Origin of the sequence: Elizabethkingia argenteiflava (genome assembly GCF_009904105.1) — a bacterium.
In the GTDB taxonomy this organism is placed as follows: Bacteria; Bacteroidota; Bacteroidia; order Flavobacteriales; family Weeksellaceae; genus Elizabethkingia; species Elizabethkingia argenteiflava.
Window position 1 is genome coordinate 1 of the sequence record NZ_JAAABJ010000210.1, and the last position, 16,899, is coordinate 16,899.

General features: G+C 36.3%; 17 protein-coding genes and 1 tRNA gene. 5 read left to right on the forward strand and 13 right to left on the reverse strand.

Annotated features, from left to right (window positions below; translation table 11 throughout):
- Positions 1-3: 3 nt before the first annotated feature.
- Positions 4-76, reverse strand: a tRNA-Lys gene (locus GNY06_RS01675).
- A gap of 104 nt (positions 77-180) precedes the next feature.
- On the opposite strand from GNY06_RS01675, the gene GNY06_RS01680 reads away from it, so the two are divergent.
- Positions 181-702, forward strand: coding sequence for a shikimate kinase (locus GNY06_RS01680; RefSeq protein WP_166518511.1), 522 nt, complete (start codon positions 181-183; stop codon positions 700-702).
- Here the strand turns inward: GNY06_RS01680 and GNY06_RS01685 are convergent.
- Complete coding sequence (locus GNY06_RS01685; RefSeq protein ID WP_166518512.1) at positions 674-1,111, reverse strand: RNA-binding S4 domain-containing protein; 438 nt, start codon at positions 1,109-1,111, stop codon at positions 674-676. The two genes, GNY06_RS01680 and GNY06_RS01685, sit on opposite strands and share 29 nt — an antisense overlap.
- Before the next feature lie 64 nt (positions 1,112-1,175).
- On the opposite strand from GNY06_RS01685, the gene GNY06_RS01690 reads away from it, so the two are divergent.
- Complete coding sequence (locus GNY06_RS01690) at positions 1,176-1,934, forward strand: hypothetical protein (protein ID WP_166518513.1); 759 nt, start codon at positions 1,176-1,178, stop codon at positions 1,932-1,934.
- A gap of 39 nt (positions 1,935-1,973) precedes the next feature.
- Here GNY06_RS01690 and GNY06_RS01695 read toward each other — a convergent pair whose 3' ends face one another.
- Positions 1,974-2,654, reverse strand: coding sequence for a recombination protein O N-terminal domain-containing protein (locus GNY06_RS01695; protein WP_166518514.1), 681 nt, complete (start codon positions 2,652-2,654; stop codon positions 1,974-1,976).
- Positions 2,655-2,776: 122 nt separating this feature from the next.
- Here GNY06_RS01695 and dapA point away from each other — a divergent pair, with 122 nt between their 5' ends.
- Positions 2,777-3,649: a 4-hydroxy-tetrahydrodipicolinate synthase gene (dapA, locus tag GNY06_RS01700; RefSeq protein ID WP_166518515.1), complete on the forward strand. Its 873-nt coding sequence runs from the start codon at positions 2,777-2,779 to the stop codon at positions 3,647-3,649.
- A 96-nt stretch (positions 3,650-3,745) separates the two neighbouring features.
- Here dapA and recG read toward each other — a convergent pair whose 3' ends face one another.
- From recG to GNY06_RS01725, 5 genes are all read right to left on the reverse strand, one after another.
- Entirely contained in the window at positions 3,746-5,836 is a 2,091-nt protein-coding gene (gene recG / locus GNY06_RS01705; protein ID WP_166518516.1) for an ATP-dependent DNA helicase RecG, read from the reverse strand.
- Between the two features lie 407 nt (positions 5,837-6,243).
- On the reverse strand, positions 6,244-7,524 hold the full coding sequence (gene hemL / locus GNY06_RS01710) for a glutamate-1-semialdehyde 2,1-aminomutase (protein WP_166518517.1): 1,281 nt from the start codon (positions 7,522-7,524) through the stop codon (positions 6,244-6,246).
- On the reverse strand, positions 7,524-8,564 hold the full coding sequence (locus tag GNY06_RS01715; RefSeq protein ID WP_166518518.1) for a glucosaminidase domain-containing protein: 1,041 nt from the start codon (positions 8,562-8,564) through the stop codon (positions 7,524-7,526). The genes hemL and GNY06_RS01715 overlap by 1 nt, the downstream gene beginning before the upstream one ends.
- The gene (locus tag GNY06_RS01720) at positions 8,561-9,475 is read right to left on the reverse strand and encodes a 1-aminocyclopropane-1-carboxylate deaminase/D-cysteine desulfhydrase (protein ID WP_166518519.1); all 915 of its coding nucleotides are present in this window, start codon (positions 9,473-9,475) and stop codon (positions 8,561-8,563) included. Before GNY06_RS01720 ends, GNY06_RS01715 begins: the two co-directional genes overlap by 4 nt.
- A 1-nt stretch (position 9,476) precedes the next feature.
- Entirely contained in the window at positions 9,477-9,803 is a 327-nt protein-coding gene (locus GNY06_RS01725; protein ID WP_166518520.1) for a hypothetical protein, read from the reverse strand.
- Positions 9,804-9,838: 35 nt separating this feature from the next.
- Between GNY06_RS01725 and GNY06_RS01730 the strand changes: the two genes are divergently transcribed.
- Together GNY06_RS01730 and GNY06_RS01735 are read left to right on the forward strand one after the other, a co-directional pair.
- Positions 9,839-10,009 carry a DUF5522 domain-containing protein gene (locus tag GNY06_RS01730; protein ID WP_166518521.1) on the forward strand — a complete coding sequence of 57 codons (171 nt, stop codon included), beginning with the start codon at positions 9,839-9,841 and terminating at the stop codon, positions 10,007-10,009.
- Positions 10,010-10,024: 15 nt separating this feature from the next.
- Entirely contained in the window at positions 10,025-10,558 is a 534-nt protein-coding gene (locus tag GNY06_RS01735; RefSeq protein WP_166518522.1) for a DUF4136 domain-containing protein, read from the forward strand.
- Between the two features lie 105 nt (positions 10,559-10,663).
- On the opposite strand, the gene pafA is transcribed toward GNY06_RS01735, so the two are convergent.
- From pafA to GNY06_RS01760, 5 genes are all read right to left on the reverse strand, one after another.
- Complete coding sequence (pafA, locus tag GNY06_RS01740) at positions 10,664-12,304, reverse strand: alkaline phosphatase PafA (protein ID WP_166518523.1); 1,641 nt, start codon at positions 12,302-12,304, stop codon at positions 10,664-10,666.
- A gap of 22 nt (positions 12,305-12,326) precedes the next feature.
- The gene (locus GNY06_RS01745) at positions 12,327-13,577 is read right to left on the reverse strand and encodes a dicarboxylate/amino acid:cation symporter (protein WP_166518524.1); all 1,251 of its coding nucleotides are present in this window, start codon (positions 13,575-13,577) and stop codon (positions 12,327-12,329) included.
- A 94-nt stretch (positions 13,578-13,671) separates the two neighbouring features.
- Positions 13,672-14,040: a septal ring lytic transglycosylase RlpA family protein gene (locus GNY06_RS01750; RefSeq protein WP_166518525.1), complete on the reverse strand. Its 369-nt coding sequence runs from the start codon at positions 14,038-14,040 to the stop codon at positions 13,672-13,674.
- A 400-nt stretch (positions 14,041-14,440) separates the two neighbouring features.
- On the reverse strand, positions 14,441-15,658 hold the full coding sequence (locus GNY06_RS01755) for a hemolysin (protein WP_176589935.1): 1,218 nt from the start codon (positions 15,656-15,658) through the stop codon (positions 14,441-14,443).
- 732 nt (positions 15,659-16,390) lie between these two features.
- Entirely contained in the window at positions 16,391-16,768 is a 378-nt protein-coding gene (locus tag GNY06_RS01760) for a PEGA domain-containing protein (RefSeq protein ID WP_166518526.1), read from the reverse strand.
- Between the last annotated feature and the right edge of the window lie 131 nt (positions 16,769-16,899).

Genomic DNA, 16,899 nt, shown 5'->3' on the forward strand with positions numbered 1-16,899 from the left:
TTGTGACCTGGCTGGGATTCGAACCCAGGACCCATACATTAAAAGTGTATTGCTCTACCAGCTGAGCTACCAGGTCGGCCACCTTTCTCTGTGCTAAAGTGCGCTTCAAAAGAGTGGTGCAAAGATACTACTTTTTTTCATACATCAAAATTTTTTTAGACATTTGCTTAAAAATTTTACATGACTATTTCACTCTTAGGTTATATGGGAAGCGGTAAATCTCACATATCCAATATACTGACAAAAAAAACAAATTTTAAACTAATCGATCTTGATACAGAAATTTCCTTGCAGGTGGGAAAAGATATCCCTAGTATATTTAAAGAAATGGGTGAATTGCGCTTCCGCAGGATTGAAAGAGATATTTTAAAACAAATACTTTCTCTCGACGAAAACATGATCCTAAGTTTAGGAGGTGGTACCCCTGCCTATTATAATAATATGGATCTAATCAATCGGCATTCTAAGAGTTTTTATCTGAGAGCCTCTATCCCTACGCTAATAGCAAGACTAAGCAAACACAAGGATAAACGCCCTCTTATTGCAAATATTAAGCAAGAGGATCTCCCAGAGTTTATAGCCAAACATCTTTTTGAAAGAAATGTCTATTACCATATGGCTGAGTTTACCATTGATACGGACGGAAAAGATCCGGAAACTATTGCAGAGGAAATTATACCTCACCTTCAGCTTCCTCATTAAAAAAGCGATCCCAATTCGTTTCGCTTTCTTCAGCTTCTTCCTCTTCTATCTCCAGAAAACCATCCATTTCGCGACGGTCTTTTTTGGTAGGCCGTCCCTCCCCTTTCTGGCGATAATAATCCTGGGTTAGCTTACGCGACTCTAACAACGCATACTGCTCTGGAGATGTCATATCTTTAATATGTAAAGTCACCAGCTTTGCACCGATTCTACTTTTGGGAATTTGAATAATCTTGATCTTATACTCGATTTGATTTTTGCGTACTATAACAATATCCCCTTCTACGACTTCACGAGAGGGCTTAACGACTTGCCCTCCTATGCTCACCCTGTTTTTCTTAATCTCTTCCGCAGCTATACTCCTGGTTTTATAAAACCTTACACTCCATAAAAATTTATCAATTCTCATATTTTATTTATACTTTTGCGTAGTTCTATACTTTTTCTAAAATCAATAATTTGATAAAGATACAATGAAAAAATTATTATTAGGCTTATTGGTGATCTCCTCCTTACTACAGTCGTGTAGAAAAGATGACTACAACGACCAGTATATGGCACCCAACGTAGACCAAAATACCCAAAATCACTATGATGATACCGCTATTAAAGAATACTTAGATGAGCATTACTTTGATGAAAGAGGCAAAATCAGAAGCTTTGATGATGCCCATAAACCTAGTGATAAAACACCTAAGCTTTCGAGTATGGCCAAAACTTTGCCTTCGGGTGTTATCTATGTGATCCGCCCTAACGCTCAGCCTGAAAAAGGCACTCAAGTAAAGGATAAAGATGTATTGAAATTCATGCAAGTAGGATTTGCCGCACGCGCTATAAAACCGAATAAGAAAATTGAGTTTACAGCGGCTTTACCCTTCTATAATACGGTAGACCTAGGAGGTGTGGCAGTAGAAGATCCTCAGTGGTATTATGTAAAAAAATCTGTACTAGCCGCTGCTAAAAACGATGTAGCAAAAAAAAGAAGCTATTATGAAATAGAAGGTTTTCAGGAAGCCATTAAGCAATTTAAAGCCTTTACTTTGAAAACTGAAGACAACTATAATCTCCAAGGATTGATTATTGTTCCCTCAAGAGCTGCATTTGCTAAAGATCCTCACTATCCTTATCTAGAACAGACCTCTACAGGAATATATAGAAGCTTGAACGACTATACTTTCTTTTTTAATTTTCAGCTTTATAGCGCCAAACCTAGAAGTTTGGAAGAAGAATAAAATCAGTACAAAATAACACCTGCTTTTCGGCAGGTTTTTTTATTGCCAAATCTGTTGTAGCACGTCTAAGGATACCGGATGTTTAAAATCTGGAAGGTGCAGGCTATAGTACACCAAAATACTCTCTAAAAGTTTTCGCTTGGTTTCAGTGTCTAGTTTTACCCTATAACCTTTCTCCAATATTTGCCGCCAGCATGAGGAGATCTTTTCATCAAAAACATGATGAGAGGCTCGCATTTCGAAAACACCCTGATGAGGGTTTAAATAGAGCGCGTCTTTTAAGAATAAAGGTTTTATACCGAGGTCTTGGGTAAGAAGTATAAAAAAATGAATATGCGCCGAGAGATTCTCGTCTTTAATTTCATTCAGAAAGTCATAAATTTTACCATATATCTGCATATTCTGTCCCTCGTTTCTGAGTATTCCGCTTAACATATCCGCTGTAAAAAATTGCAAAGCACTGGTCTTTATATTCTCTTCAGGGAAATCTCCTTGAATCTGTAAGTGAGAAATGCTAGGTAGCTTGGATGCTTTGCTAGGGCTAATGAAAAAGCTAATTTCAACCAATAAATGTAATAAAGCCTTTTTTTTATTTTTTTTAGCATAAATTCCCTTTAAAAAATAACTTTTATAGCCTTCGCTATAAGTGTAAATGTGGAGCACTGCATCGGTATCCCCATATTTTAGGTATGAAATAAGAAAGCCTTTGTCCTCTACCATTTTAATCCATTAATAAGGTATAAATAATCCATTTCAAAGATAAGCCTTAATACTATATTTTATAGAATAATACTCTAAAAACACATGAAAAATGCCTAAATTTGAGGTTTAATTTACATATCATGAATAAATTATCCGGAGTAGGAGTTGCATTGGTAACACCTTTTAATGAAGATTTATCCGTGGATTTTGATGCGCTAACGAAATTAGTGGAATTCAATATTGAAAACGGAACCAGTTATTTAGTCGTTTTAGGCACTACTGCAGAAGCTGCAACACTGAATGAAGAAGAAAAGGATAAAGTAGTCAAACACATTGTAAAGATCAATCGGGATCGGCTTCCTTTGGTACTAGGGATCGGAGGCAATAATACAGCCGAAGTTATGAGAAATATCCAAGAAACCGACACTTCATCATTCGCCGCTATTCTATCTGTTTCTCCCTATTATAATAAACCAACGCAAGAAGGTATTTATCAACATTATAAAGCTTTAGCTTCGACTGGAAAGAATATTATCCTCTACAATGTACCTGGTAGAACCGGACAAAATATTGAAGCATCCACCACGCTAAGATTGGCTACTGAATTTCCTAATCTTATCATGATTAAAGAAGCTTCTTCTAATATTAACCAATATTTTGATATCCTACGTCAGAAGCCTGAACATTTTAACCTGGTATCAGGAGACGATGAATTTGCCTTAGCCGTTACTTTAGCAGGAGCCTATGGTGTGATATCGGTAATCGGACAGGCTTATCCTAAAGAATTTTCACAGATGATTCAGCTAGGCTTAGCAGGTAAGGCTAAAGAAGCTTATAAAATCCATAATAAAATGGTAGCCATCACACGCCTTATTTTTGCAGAAGGAAATCCTGCAGGCATTAAGGCTGTACTCGCCGAAATGGGACTGATAAAAAACTATTTAAGGCTACCACTGGTAAAAGTTTCCGAAGGTTTACAGCAAAAACTAAAAGCAGAAATGTTAAAAATATAAGGAATTTCATAAATAATCTGCCTACCAATAACCTCCCCCCAATCCACTTTAGAGGAGGTTGTTGGTCTCTCTCCTTTAATTTTTGTTAAATAAATATCAACTAATCTTAGCCCACTTGTTTTTACCTTTATACTGTCGGATATAATAATCCTTCATTTTCTGATGACCCGGCAAGGATAAAAGCGGATCTATTTCAAGCAATTTTTCTACACTTTGCTTGGCTGCTTTAATGATATTAGCATCCTGTAGAAGATCTAATTTTTTAAAATCAATCACTCCACTCTGCTGGGTACCCAATATATCACCAGGACCCCGTAACTGCATATCGACTTCTGATATTTTAAACCCATCCTGAGTCTCCACCATGGTACTAATCCGCTTACGACCTCCTTGTGTGATTTTATCAGAAGTCATTAATATACAATAACTCTGCTCGGCTCCTCTTCCCACACGTCCACGCAACTGATGTAGTTGAGATAAGCCAAAACGTTCTGCACTTTCGATGACCATCACTGATGCATTTGGAACGTTTACCCCCACCTCTATCACAGTAGTCGCCACCATAATCTGAGCTTTTCCACTAGCAAAATACTGCATTGCGGCTTCCTTTTCATCTGGCTTCATCTTCCCATGCAGCATGACCACATCATAGTCCGGAAAAGGGAAAACCTCTTTTATAGTATCAAAACCTTCATTTAGATTTTTATAATCCAATGTTTCGCTTTCCTCTATTAACGGATATACAAAGTAAACCTGTCTCCCTTTAGCTATTTCTTCTTTTGCAAAATTATAGATAAAAATACGGTCTTTCTCTCTTCGATGAGCCGTTATAATAGGTTTTCTCCCCATAGGCAGTTCATCGATAACGGATACCTCCAAATCAGAGTAAAAACTCATGGCCAAGGTCCTCGGAATGGGTGTGGCAGTCATGACTAAAATATGGGGAGGTGTGGTATTTTTAGCCCACAATTTAGCACGTTGGGCCACTCCAAACCTATGTTGTTCATCAATAATACCCAATCCCAGTTTTTTAAACTCAACCTGATCCTCCAGTAAGGCATGTGTCCCGACTAGAATAGGTAAACTTCCTTCCTTCAGCATACGGTGAAGGACTTTTCTCTCCGATGCTTTTTTAGAGCCTGTCAACAGCTTTACCTCTATCCCTGTGCCATATAATAAATCAGAAATACTATTAAAATGTTGCTGTGCTAAAATTTCGGTCGGGGCCATTAGACAACTCTGAAAGCCATTATCCAAAGCGATAAGCATAGCCAGTAAAGCCACCATAGTTTTGCCAGAACCAACATCTCCCTGCAGGAGTCTATTCATCTGTACGGGGAGTTTCATATCACTACGTATTTCCTTTAATACTCGCTTTTGAGCATTGGTGAGCTCAAAAGGGAGGTGATTTTCATAAAATCGATTAAAATAAGCACCCACTAAAGGAAAAGGATTCCCTAAGGAATTGGTTTTATGATGCTTTTTTTTTAGGGCATACCCCAACTGAAAGAAAAAAGCTTCTTCAAATTTTAATCTCTGATCCGCTGCTTTCTGCCATTGCATATTTGAGGGGAAATGTATATTGCGGATAGCCTCTAAACGGGAGATCAATTTCAAACCTTGCATAAGGTCTACAGGAAGATTTTCATCAAGCAAAACAGGGAGATGCTGTACCACCTCATTCAGAACACGCTGAAAAAAACGATTATTAACTCCATATTTTGTTAGTTTTTCACTTCCTGGATATATGGGTAAAAGAGTATGGGAATTTTCAGTATTCTCCTTTTTCTCAATTTCAGGATGGGGCATAGAAAATATATTATTGAAAAGCTGCACCCTACCAAATATAACGACTTCTGTATTCAAGGGAATCTGCTCTCTCATCCATTTGGAATATTTAAACCAAACCAACTCTAAGCTACCAGTATCATCTCTAAATTTTGCCACTAGGCGCCTACCTTTTGCATAGACAACCTCTTGAATATCGGTTATTTTTCCTTTCAAAGAGATTTCGTTATTCATCTCGGTTAACTCTCCCACTTTGTAATGCCTACTCTTATCGATATACCGAATGGGGTAAAAGTTTAGAAAATCTTCTACTTTATGAATATCTAAATTTTTTTTTATAATCTGGGCGCGCTCAGGCCCTATTCCTTTTATATATTCTATGGGGGTTACTAGTTCCAATTCTTATTATTTGCCGTTCGAATTTCGGAAAAAGTAACGGATTATAAAAGTTTTGATGATTTTAGCCCATATAAAACTAATTTAGCTTAAGAAATAAATAGCTAATCTGAACAATCCCCTCTTCGTTTATTGATAATACTCTAATTAAAATTTTCACCCTTTCTTATTTTAATAAATACAGAAAATGAGAATAAAATTAGGGGTTCTCCGAAAAAACAATTTTGACATGGAATAGATATTTACTTATAATTTGAATAAGATTTACTTAAAATTAAAATCTTATAAAGACAAAGAAGAACTGAGCTTTTTACTATTGCTCTAAAACGATGAAAAAGTATATTGTGCATAGCATTAGCATTCAAAAAAAGAGGCTGCACAAAAATGACAACCTCTCTCTTATAATATTCTTATACTTGGAATTTTCGAATGGCTTCCAAAGTTTTATCAATTTCCTTTTCCTTAATGGCATCGGATATAAACCAGGTTTCATAACCACTAGGAGGTAAATAGATCCCTTCAGCCAATAAATGGTGAAAAAAACGATTAAACAATCCATGATCAGCCTGTGTGGCCTCTTGGAAATTAGAGACTTTGTCTATATTAAAAAATAAGGACATCATGCTTCCAAAACGATTAATACAATGCTGGATACCTTTACGACTCAGTATGGTGGATATTTCGCGATGTAAAATTTCTGTAGTCTTATTAATTCGATTGAAAAATTCCTTATCCCGTTGGATCAATTGCAAGGTGGTTAGTCCTGCACGCATCGCCAGAGGATTACCACTTAAGGTACCCGCTTGGTATACGCTGCCTAATGGAGAAAGACAATTCATAATTTTATCACAAGCTGCAAATGCCCCTACAGGTAAACCTCCCCCTATAACTTTCCCAAAGGTTACAATATCCGCATTGATACCTAAAGCTTCCTGTGCCCCCCCTATGCTAAGGCGGAATCCCGTCATCACTTCATCCAAAATAAGCAAAGCCTGATGCTCATCACAAATCTTTCTCAGCTGTTGTAAAAACTGACCTTCAGGCAGAACACAACCCATATTGCCAGCTATAGGCTCTATGATAACGGCTGCAATCTGATTTGGATATTGCCTAAACAAATCCTTTACCTGATCTGCATCATTATACCGGGCTAAAAGGGTATCCTGTGCGGTAGCTTTTGTAACCCCTGGGCTATTGGGATCCCCAAAAGTTGCCGCCCCACTTCCCGCTTTGATCAGAAATGAATCGGAATGCCCATGATAACAACCTTCGAACTTAATAAATTTATCCTTTCCGGTGTAACCTCTTGCCAAGCGAATAGCACTCATACACGCTTCCGTACCAGAAGAGACCATTCTAATTTTATCCGTATTAGGTACTACACTGGTAATGAGCTTTGCAATATCGTTTTCTAATGCTGTAGGTGCCCCAAAGGAGAAGCCTGAAGCGGCCTGCTCCTGAATAGCTTCTAGTACCATAGGATGGGTGTGCCCCAGAATTGCTGGGCCCCAAGAGTTAATAAAGTCTACATATTCTCGATTATCCTCATCCGTAAGATAAGCTCCCTGAGCTGATTTCATAAAAACAGGAATTCCTCCTACAGATTTAAAAGCCCTAACCGGAGAATTTACCCCCCCCGGTATATAACGTTGTGCTTCATCAAAAAGAGCACTACTTCTTTGGTATAACATTAATTTCTAGGTTTTCTCGAATCTAAATATATGAGCTGCCCGGCAACCGGTTGAGCCCCCATATTCATTCTGTTTTTTCTATAAAGTTTCTTGAGTTTTATGGCAAATTTTTGGGAAATATCATACATAGTCTCTCCCGCCTTTGCATGGTAAAATTTTTGGTTTCCGGATCTGTTTTTCGCCTCTAGAAATATAATTTGATTTTTCTGAAGTTGAGTTTTTTCTAATTCGTTATATCGCATCAATCTGGATACTGAAACTCCATATTTTTGAGCGATATAAAAGAGGTCTATTCTCGCTGGAATAACAATAAATTTAAGACCTCTATTGGGGTGATTTTTAACCAGAATATTACTCAATATAGCCTGTGGCATCATTACCTTCACAGGCTCAGGTTTCTTTGTAGATTCTGAATACACAGGCGTTTGAACGGGGATATCTCTATTTTTTTTATTCTGGGAAACTTGCGCCATGAATACGGCATCATTTCTCAAATCTGGATACATGTTGAGTAGGGTTGCATATACCTCTTCACTTGAGACAGTATCAAATTCGTATAGCCTATATTTTTCTATCTTATTGATCAGAGCAGGTGCATAACTACGACTAGTCGCGTATCCCGATGTTTTTAAACCATACGCCCAGCCTCTATAATCCTGCATATCTAAAAGGAAGAGCGGATTGTAGTGCCTTCTTGTGGTAAGAAATAACGAATGATCTCTATAAGATTCTCGTGGTGAATCGTATACTCTAAAACACTCATTAGGAGCATCATCGGTATGTGTCATGGTTTTTCCGGTCCAGGTTTCTTTACATTTAATTCCGAAATGATTATTACCTTCCTGAGCTAGGCGACTCTGTCCTCCGGAAGTTTCCAGTAACCCCTGTGCTAGGGTAATACTTGCCGGAATTCTATATAATTCCATTTCCTCTACTGCATAAGGAGCAAATTTTTGAATATATTGCTCTTCAGTATTCCACATCTGTGATTTTGCTAAAAATACTGACACAGCAAAAACTAAACTTAATAGTTTCTTCATAACTTAATATCTATTGTATTTCTGTTTTTTTTTCTCAATAACTGATTGGCTCCTCCAATCCCTTGTAAGCCACCAGTATGGAATGCCAGAACTCTGCTGCCCATCGGAAAAAAATCTTCTTCTATCAACTGTAATAATCGCATCATCATTTTACCGGTGTACACAGGATCAAGAGGGATGTTATACGTTATCCAGAAGTGATTTATAAAATGGACCATCAATTCTGTTATTTTACCATATCCTCCATAATCAGCCTCATAAAAACAAAAATTGGACTTGCCTCTTAACTCCTTTACGTTTTCTAAAAGACGCTTATCTTTTACAACTTTGAAGCCAATAATCTTTTGATTTTCTTCAGCATGCCTAGATATTCCAGCCAAGGTTCCCCCTGTCCCCACAGCTGTGCAAAGATAATCAAAATCTTTTGTTCGCTCATTCAACATAAATTTCACTCCTTCAGTGGCTTTTAGGTTACTCCCTCCCTCCGGAATAATAAGCGCATAGGGAAATTCTCTTTTCAAATCATCAGTCAGGGTATCTTTATTACGATACATTTCTCTAGTGACAAAGCGAAAGCCCATCCCGTTTTGAGAAGCTCCGTGAAGGGTATAATTATCCGAAACTTTTTCCCTCCATTCTTCTCCTCTTATAATTCCAAGAGTAGGTATATTAAAAATCTTGCCAAAAGCAGCCAGTGAAGCAATATGATTAGAAAAAGCTCCTCCGAAAGTGATAATAAAAGGTCTTCTGGGTCGACTTTCTAAATAACTATTGACATTGTAAAATAATTTCCAATATTTATTTCCAGAAATATCAGCATGTATCAAATCTTCTCTTTTAAGAAAGAGCTCTACTCCTTTTTTGTTTATAATTCTTTGAATGGGAATTTCCGATGTAGGAAATTGTAACATATTACCAATATTTTATAAAATTCCAAAACTTTCTGTGGCGAAGGTAATCTATATCTTCTTCTTTATCGTGAGCTTCTCTTTCAAAAGAAATGGAGCGGTAGGCTTGATAAGGATCTCCGAGTTTTATTCTCTTCAAAATATACTCAAGTCCGTAAAGCAAATAGAAAAAAATAATCAGCAATTCCAATTGCTGACGTAAATGGATTTTTTCATGATTCAACAATACCTCATCTCGTCTTAATTCCTTTTTATTCAATATAATAAAAGGATACAAGGCCATCGCTGTAATTTTTGTATTTTTGAATAAAGATCTACAGACTAAAATCATTTTACAAAGATAGAAATCATTTAAGATTTTAACTTATGCAAGATAATTCCATCCAAGAAAATAAAGACTTTTATTACAGTAAACAGGGTTATAAAGTGTTCACAGAGAAATTTCATTTAAGGCGCGGTTATTGCTGTAAAAGTGGATGTAAGCACTGTCCTTATGGATATGATAGAAAGACAGATACCTTTAATAAAAAAAAATAATTTATTTACACACTTATGAAAAATTACCTATTCATAGTTTTAGTCTTCTTACTGAGCCTAGGCGCCTGCAGCCCATTTATGGTGAAATCGGATTATGACCGAAGTGTAAGCTTTAAGCAGTACAAAACCTATGAGATTCGTCAAAAGGATCTTAAGTTGAATGATATTGACAGGAACCGGGTGATCAGTGCTATACAGCAGCAAATGAATGCTAAAGGGATGACAGAATCCTCTTCTCCCGACCTGATTATCAACCTTAAAGCCTCCCATAAACAAATTCGAGATATTCAGATGGGTTCCCCTTGGAGTTGGGGTATCGGATGGGGATGGGGTGGCCCAGCCTGGAGTTTAGGCTGGGGATATAACAGAAGTTATACCTCCTATTATAACCGTGGAACACTAGTATTAGACTTTATTGATGCACATTCTAACAAACTAGTATGGCAAGGTATCGGAAGCGGGCTCAATATTGACCGACCCCAATCTAAAGCGAAACATATTCCTACTATGATCCATGAGATATTAAAAAATTATCCTCCACGCCCCTAAAAAGGTATAATTATACCTTTTCTTTTAATCATTTTGCATAAAAAAGGTGAGTAACATAATCACTCACCTTATAGGTATATATTTTTGACCATTACAGTTCAACTTCTATTTCCCGATCACTTCTGTAATAGGTTTTCCTATACTACCACTAGGGAATTGAATCTTTAGCAAAGCGGAAAGAGTGGGTGCAATATCAGTCATATTATAGGGTTGGTTAGATTCTCCCTGATTGATTTTCCATCCCATGAAGATTAAAGGAATATGAGAATCATAAGAATTCCATACGCTATGAGTGGTCCCTTTTTTTACATATAAAGGAAGGTAACCATCTTTAGGAATGATTTGAATATCGCCACTTCTCTCCCAATTATAACCATTAATCACTCTTGATTTAATGGGTTCAGGAACAGGAGACCTAGCAATTTCATCCATATTGATAGCATATAAAACTGCAGGATCTTTTCTCAATACATCAATGAAAAAATTTTGTACTTCGTCTAGGGCTATTTTATGATCGGATATTAGTTTTCTATCCAAATAAATCTGATAATTCTTTGTTGCTGCAATCAAATGATCGACTCCAAATTTTTGCTTTGCCTTCTGATTTAATTTTGATTTATTATTCTCTCCAAAAAAACCGGCTGGCATTTTATGAGCTCTCATAAATTCGACTGCATGGGCTGCTCCATGATCTGCAGTAAGAAAAACTAAATAATTGTCTTTGCCTATTTTTGCATCTAAATTTTTGAAAAAATCTGATAAATCTCGGTCCAATCTCAAATAAGTATCTTCTACTTCTATAGAATTGGGGCCAAAATGATGACCTACATAATCTGTAGAGGCCAAATTAACCGTAAGGAAATCGGTAACCTCATCAGCCCCCATTTGATTCGCCTCTATAGCAGCCTCTGCTAATTTAAGGCTTAGGGTATTCCCAAAAGGGGTGGTACGAATAAGTCCTTTTTTAGCCTCATAATCCTTTGCTAAATCGGTATAAGGGAAAGTAGGTGTTTTTTTACTTCCCAAAAGATTTTCCCATGGCACATCATCTGGAGAACTCTCCGTATACTGCTGTATAGGTAAGAGCGTACTCCAGCCATTTGCTACTAATTGAGCCGGAATATTTTTAGCATTGAAAGCTTGTACCCACTTAGGAAGTTCTTTAGCATAATAACTACTGGTGATAAATTTTCCCGTGGTATCATCGAACCAGAATGCACCGGTAGGGTTATGACCTGCAGGTAAAATGGAAGCTCTGTCTTTAAGAGATATGCCTATAATTTTTGAATTAAAATTCGTCTCTAATCCTAACTGGTCAGTAATAGTCGTAGCCCAAAGATTCCGAGGCGAATGTTGCCCGGAAGCATTCGAGGAGCTACCGATAGGATGCACCGTATCGTCAGCAGTACAATAGATGTTTTTTCCTTGCTCTCGATCGTACCAATCGTTTCCCGCAATTCCATGAATAGATGGAACGGATCCTGTAAAGATAGAAGTATGACCAATAGCCGTTACAGTAGGAACGTAATCTATATGGACGTTGTTTAATGAATAACCAGAACTCAGCAATCTCTTGAAACCGCCTTCGCCATACTTGGTATAATAACGGTAAAGATAATCCCAGCGCATTTGATCGACAATCAAACCTACCACTAGTTTAGGCCTAGGCACAGACTGTTTCTGTTGAGCGCTGAGCATTCCGGAAATCAATATAAGCCCCCATAAGTATTTTCTTAGTCGTATCATAATTATTTTTTTATGGATATTCTTAACTTATACAATCCTGCTCAATAGGAGTGTGTCCTTCCCATTTATCTACGGTAGTAGTGGCTAATGCATTTCCTAACACATTGGTCATGCTACGCGCCATATCACAAAAATGGTCTATCGGCAAGATTAAAGCAATGCCTTCTGGTGGAATTCCAAACATAGAACAAGTGGCTACTACCACGATAAGCGAGGCTCTAGGTACCCCTGCAACCCCCTTACTGGTAAGCATTAAAACCAGTAGCATTAACAACTGTTTTTCAATTGGCATATGGATATTATAGACTTGAGCGATAAATAAAGATGCAAAAGTCATATACATCATACTGCCATCCAAATTAAAAGAATAACCCAATGGCAAAGTGAAGGAAATAATTTTACTCTGTGCTCCGAACTTTTCCAGCTCCTCCACCAATTTTGGGAATACGGCTTCTGAACTGGTTGTGGTAAAAGCTACAAGTAAAGGAATTTTAATATGCTTAAGCAAATCCTTTACCCTTTTCCCAAGTATTAGATAACCCACGGAAAGGAGTACAATCCATAAACAAGCAATTCCCAAAGCGAAAGCCAATAAGTAATGGGCATATAGGGTAAATATTTGAAAACCATACTTTGCTACCGCTGCAGACACCGCCCCGAGGACTCCTAAAGGTGCTACCCACATCACATAGTTTACCATAATGAGTACGACATGAGCGATTTTATCTAAAAATTCGGTCACCATTTTCCCTTTTTCTCCATAGGCGCCTAATGCCACCCCAAAAATTAATGAAAAAATAACAATTTGCAAGATTTCGTTAGTGGAAAAAGCTTCGAATATACTTCGCGGTATACTATGGTTAATGAAGTGCTCTAAGCTAAATTCATCATAGTGTTTTAGTAAATCTCCGGCATCGTGAACCTGCAATACAATATCCGTACCTTCGCCTGGTTTCATCACATTCATCATCATTAAACCTATTAATAGAGAGGTTAGAGTAGCACTGATAAACCAAAGCATGGCTTTACCTCCGACACGGCCTACCATCTTCATATCTCCCATTTTGGCGATGCCTACCACTAAGGTAGAAAATACCAATGGTGCTATAATCATCTGCACTAGCCGAATGAATAAAGTCCCTAAAAGTTTAATATTGTTAGCAAAACTATCTATAGTATCCTGTGGATAATTAAAATGAACTATGGCTCCTATAGCCACTCCCAATACAAGAGCAGCAATAATTGCAATAAAAAGTTTATTTTGTCCTTTCATAACATTTAATCTTCTGTAAATATTTTTAAATTTCTATTCGTTGTATATACCTTAATTAAAATTAAAAACCTCTTAGGAAAATGAGGCTTAAATATTATTCTTCTATAATTTGGTAAGAAACTTGCATTATACCTATTCTTAGGTCCCCTAATTTTTTAAAGGCAGCTTTGGTAATGTCAAATCCCCTACCCCTATGCAGAGGGCCCCGATCGTTCACCTTAACGGTTACAGTGTCCCCAGTAGAGACATTGGTAAGCAATACTTTGGATCCAAAAGGCAAACTTACATGAGCTGCTGTAAATTTATTATTGTCAAAAATTTCTCCATTGGAAGTTTTCCGACCGTTGAAAGAATCGCTGTAATAAGAAACTTTTGTTAATTTTTCTTTAGCTGCTTGCTTATCTTTAACCAGACTACAAGCCAACGCAGGGAGTACTGCCAATAAAAATAGAGGTCTACTCATAAACTTACCAATTTCATTCGGGGTCAAAAATAAGAATTTTTATTTTAATCAATTTTTGATAGAATCATCGGCTAATCGAATGCACTAAAAAGTGGAGTATAAGCCTATACACATATTCACAAAATCAGACTTTTAGCTGATTTTATAAAGGTTTTCACTAAGCTTTTTAACTTTAATGATACAATACCCGATATAAGAGGGAAGCCCCTAATCCCTTCTTGATGTTTGGGGACAAAAGGTTTATTTTTATATAAAAATTATTGTCCCTTATTTTTCAATGAATAAATATGAAAGGAAAATTCTTTGAAAGAGTTAAATAAGCCTCCCCAGCAACAGATCTCTATGTTCGAAAAGATTATCCTCTTATTAACGAGATAAAAATTTTTTTTTTTTAATATCTCTACCTTCTACCTCCCCCGGAACCTCCTCCAGAACCTCCATTTCTATTCCTTTCATTTTCGAAGCCATTGTCCCCAGACCCTGATTTAGGAATTTCTTCTCTTATCTGGTAAAGTTCATCTCCTGCTACTGTTCTCATCTGAGCATAGACCGGAAATCCATAAAAATTACGATCATATTTTATATTAAATATGGAATATAAATTCTCCAGAGAAGTCCCCCAAAATGGCTCTGTACTTTTATCACCTGTAGTAAGAACGGTTACCACAGATTTCGATAAAATATCGGTTGCTTCTTTGGTATATTTTCCTCCTCCAGAGATTTTCCAAATATTAAAGGTTGCCTCAATGGCTGTTTTGATTTTGGAATATTGATATTCGCTTTGGATGGCTAAATAAGCATATTTACCATAACTTACCTGCTTGGTATAATAGGGGTTGCTGCTAAAAAATCTTCCCACTGTGCTACCATCTCTTCTACCTCCATCAGGATTTCCTTTAAATTTTTTAGCATCTTGATTGTACTCATCTGATTTAAAAAAACCATGAATATTGGATTCAAATACAACATCAAAAGATGTTCCTATGAGCCTTGCTAAGTATATGGTTTTGTATTTCTTATTTTGAGAATTTTGGGACATGTTCGCCGTAAATAGAGCACCCAGTCCCGCATTAAAAGAAAAGGCTTTCTGCACGTCTGAATATGTAAAACACTCTGTTGCAGAATAGTCTACCTGTTTTTTAACACCTGAATTAATGTAATTATTAAAATTTCGTGAATTGACCGCTTGCGATAATTTTGTACTATAAATAGTAAAGCCTTTTTCATTGTCTATATCTTCAATTACATAAGGATCAGAAAAAGAAAAAATTAAATCATAGGGTTTTTTGGGATATCTAACTTCAGCATCAAAAGTAAAATTCTGAATATTTTTTAAGGGGTATACGGCACCTGGATATACACTTAGAGAGTTAATTCTGATATTACTAGCTAATACTACTTTGTTTTGCTCAGTACTTAAAGGATTATAAGAATAATCCCCTATAAAGATATCGTGGCTATCACCATTTGAAACATCCCAACTAAAAGGTATATTATCAAAACGACCCGCCTGCTGATCCTTAGAGATTATATTTTCACCCTGAGGGCCTTCTCTACTACATGCAAGATTGAACAATAGGAGGACCCAAGCTAATAATAGGAATAATTTTTTTTTCATTTCGTGTGTTTTTCATTTTGTGTTTTTTCAAGGATATAAAAAATTAAAGACTTAATACTTTACGTATTTTTCTGCCATCTATAAACTAATAGTACTATTATATAGTAAATATAGTAAATAATATTAAAAACAAAGCAGACATAACATAATTTTATTTATTATCATAAGGTAAGCAGTTACCTAGATAGAAAAACTTTCTATTTTATTCACCCTACTCTTTAATATTTATATGCACTTTCATATTAATTTCAGGCCTCTATTTACATTAAAATAGGAGGCTAATCTATAGAGGATTAGAGTTAAGCCATACTTCATGGCAACCTAAAAAGGGGTTCCATGCCCTTTTTATAATTTTATTTTCTAAAGTAGGAATCTCACTTACTCCCCCTTACATAATGAATATTTCACAACGCAATTGCAAGTGATTACTCTCAAGAAAATATTTTAGTATAATTAAATCTACAATTTAAAAAGCGAGAACACACCCTACTTACTTTTTAAATATACGAAAGACATGATATACCAAATTCTAATATATAGAAACAAGAAATATAAAAATGATTCATTTTTTACATTTAAAATTTTCATGGTGACTTTTATAAATTCTCCATCCCATAATTCTCTTTTAGGGCTAAGCCATATAAACAAATATTGCAGAAAAAAGGCGGGGTTATCGCACTACTGAAATAACCCCGCCTTTTTCACTTACCAAAAGAGAGATCCCTTATACAACTATTTTTTTTTCTCTGTTAATTCGACATTATAACCCTTGGTATCATACTTCATTAAACTTCCTGTAGCGGCATCTACTGCCCACCCGATGAGTCCAAACAAATTAATAATAGATACAGGGTTAAACTTTCTGTCAAGTCCAATTGCTTTTGTCTCATAGCCTTCCTTTTTAATTTCTACCGAACGATCCGTGAGTGAACGACTTACCTTAAAAGAACAAGGTGTAGTACACTTCTCCACCCCTCTATCGTAAACTTTAGCCCCTTCAGGTTTTGTTGTTACGGTTAATGAGTCGGTAGTCCCAGTAAAAATTGTAGCACATGAGGTAACCGAAAATGTCAAGACAGACATAATGAAGATAGTAGAAATTTTTTTCATAGATTTAGAGGCTGTTTAAATTTGTGTAGAAAATTTTGTTAGGAAGGTTTTCAGAAGTTGGATATTTGGAAAAAAAGGGATTAAATACCCAACTGATCTAACTGAAAACCAATGGCAATATATAAAGAAAA

What these genes read in the sequence shown, in the direction of transcription:
- GNY06_RS01760 (WP_166518526.1), bottom strand. Translation starts at nt 16,768, where the DNA reads ATGAAAAAAATTTCTACTATCTTCATTATGTCTGTCTTGACATTTTCG.
- GNY06_RS01735 (WP_166518522.1), top strand. Translation starts at nt 10,025, where the DNA reads ATGAAAAATTACCTATTCATAGTTTTAGTCTTCTTACTGAGCCTAGGC.
- GNY06_RS01680 (WP_166518511.1), top strand. Translation starts at nt 181, where the DNA reads ATGACTATTTCACTCTTAGGTTATATGGGAAGCGGTAAATCTCACATA.
- GNY06_RS01725 (WP_166518520.1), bottom strand. Translation starts at nt 9,803, where the DNA reads ATGATTTTAGTCTGTAGATCTTTATTCAAAAATACAAAAATTACAGCG.
- GNY06_RS01755 (WP_176589935.1), bottom strand. Translation starts at nt 15,658, where the DNA reads ATGAAAAAAAAATTATTCCTATTATTAGCTTGGGTCCTCCTATTGTTC.
- GNY06_RS01715 (WP_166518518.1), bottom strand. Translation starts at nt 8,564, where the DNA reads ATGAAGAAACTATTAAGTTTAGTTTTTGCTGTGTCAGTATTTTTAGCA.
- GNY06_RS01730 (WP_166518521.1), top strand. Translation starts at nt 9,839, where the DNA reads ATGCAAGATAATTCCATCCAAGAAAATAAAGACTTTTATTACAGTAAA.
- dapA (WP_166518515.1), top strand. Translation starts at nt 2,777, where the DNA reads ATGAATAAATTATCCGGAGTAGGAGTTGCATTGGTAACACCTTTTAAT.
- GNY06_RS01720 (WP_166518519.1), bottom strand. Translation starts at nt 9,475, where the DNA reads ATGTTACAATTTCCTACATCGGAAATTCCCATTCAAAGAATTATAAAC.
- GNY06_RS01745 (WP_166518524.1), bottom strand. Translation starts at nt 13,577, where the DNA reads ATGAAAGGACAAAATAAACTTTTTATTGCAATTATTGCTGCTCTTGTA.
- GNY06_RS01695 (WP_166518514.1), bottom strand. Translation starts at nt 2,654, where the DNA reads ATGGTAGAGGACAAAGGCTTTCTTATTTCATACCTAAAATATGGGGAT.
- GNY06_RS01750 (WP_166518525.1), bottom strand. Translation starts at nt 14,040, where the DNA reads ATGAGTAGACCTCTATTTTTATTGGCAGTACTCCCTGCGTTGGCTTGT.
- GNY06_RS01685 (WP_166518512.1), bottom strand. Translation starts at nt 1,111, where the DNA reads ATGAGAATTGATAAATTTTTATGGAGTGTAAGGTTTTATAAAACCAGG.
- pafA (WP_166518523.1), bottom strand. Translation starts at nt 12,304, where the DNA reads ATGATACGACTAAGAAAATACTTATGGGGGCTTATATTGATTTCCGGA.
- hemL (WP_166518517.1), bottom strand. Translation starts at nt 7,524, where the DNA reads ATGTTATACCAAAGAAGTAGTGCTCTTTTTGATGAAGCACAACGTTAT.
- GNY06_RS01690 (WP_166518513.1), top strand. Translation starts at nt 1,176, where the DNA reads ATGAAAAAATTATTATTAGGCTTATTGGTGATCTCCTCCTTACTACAG.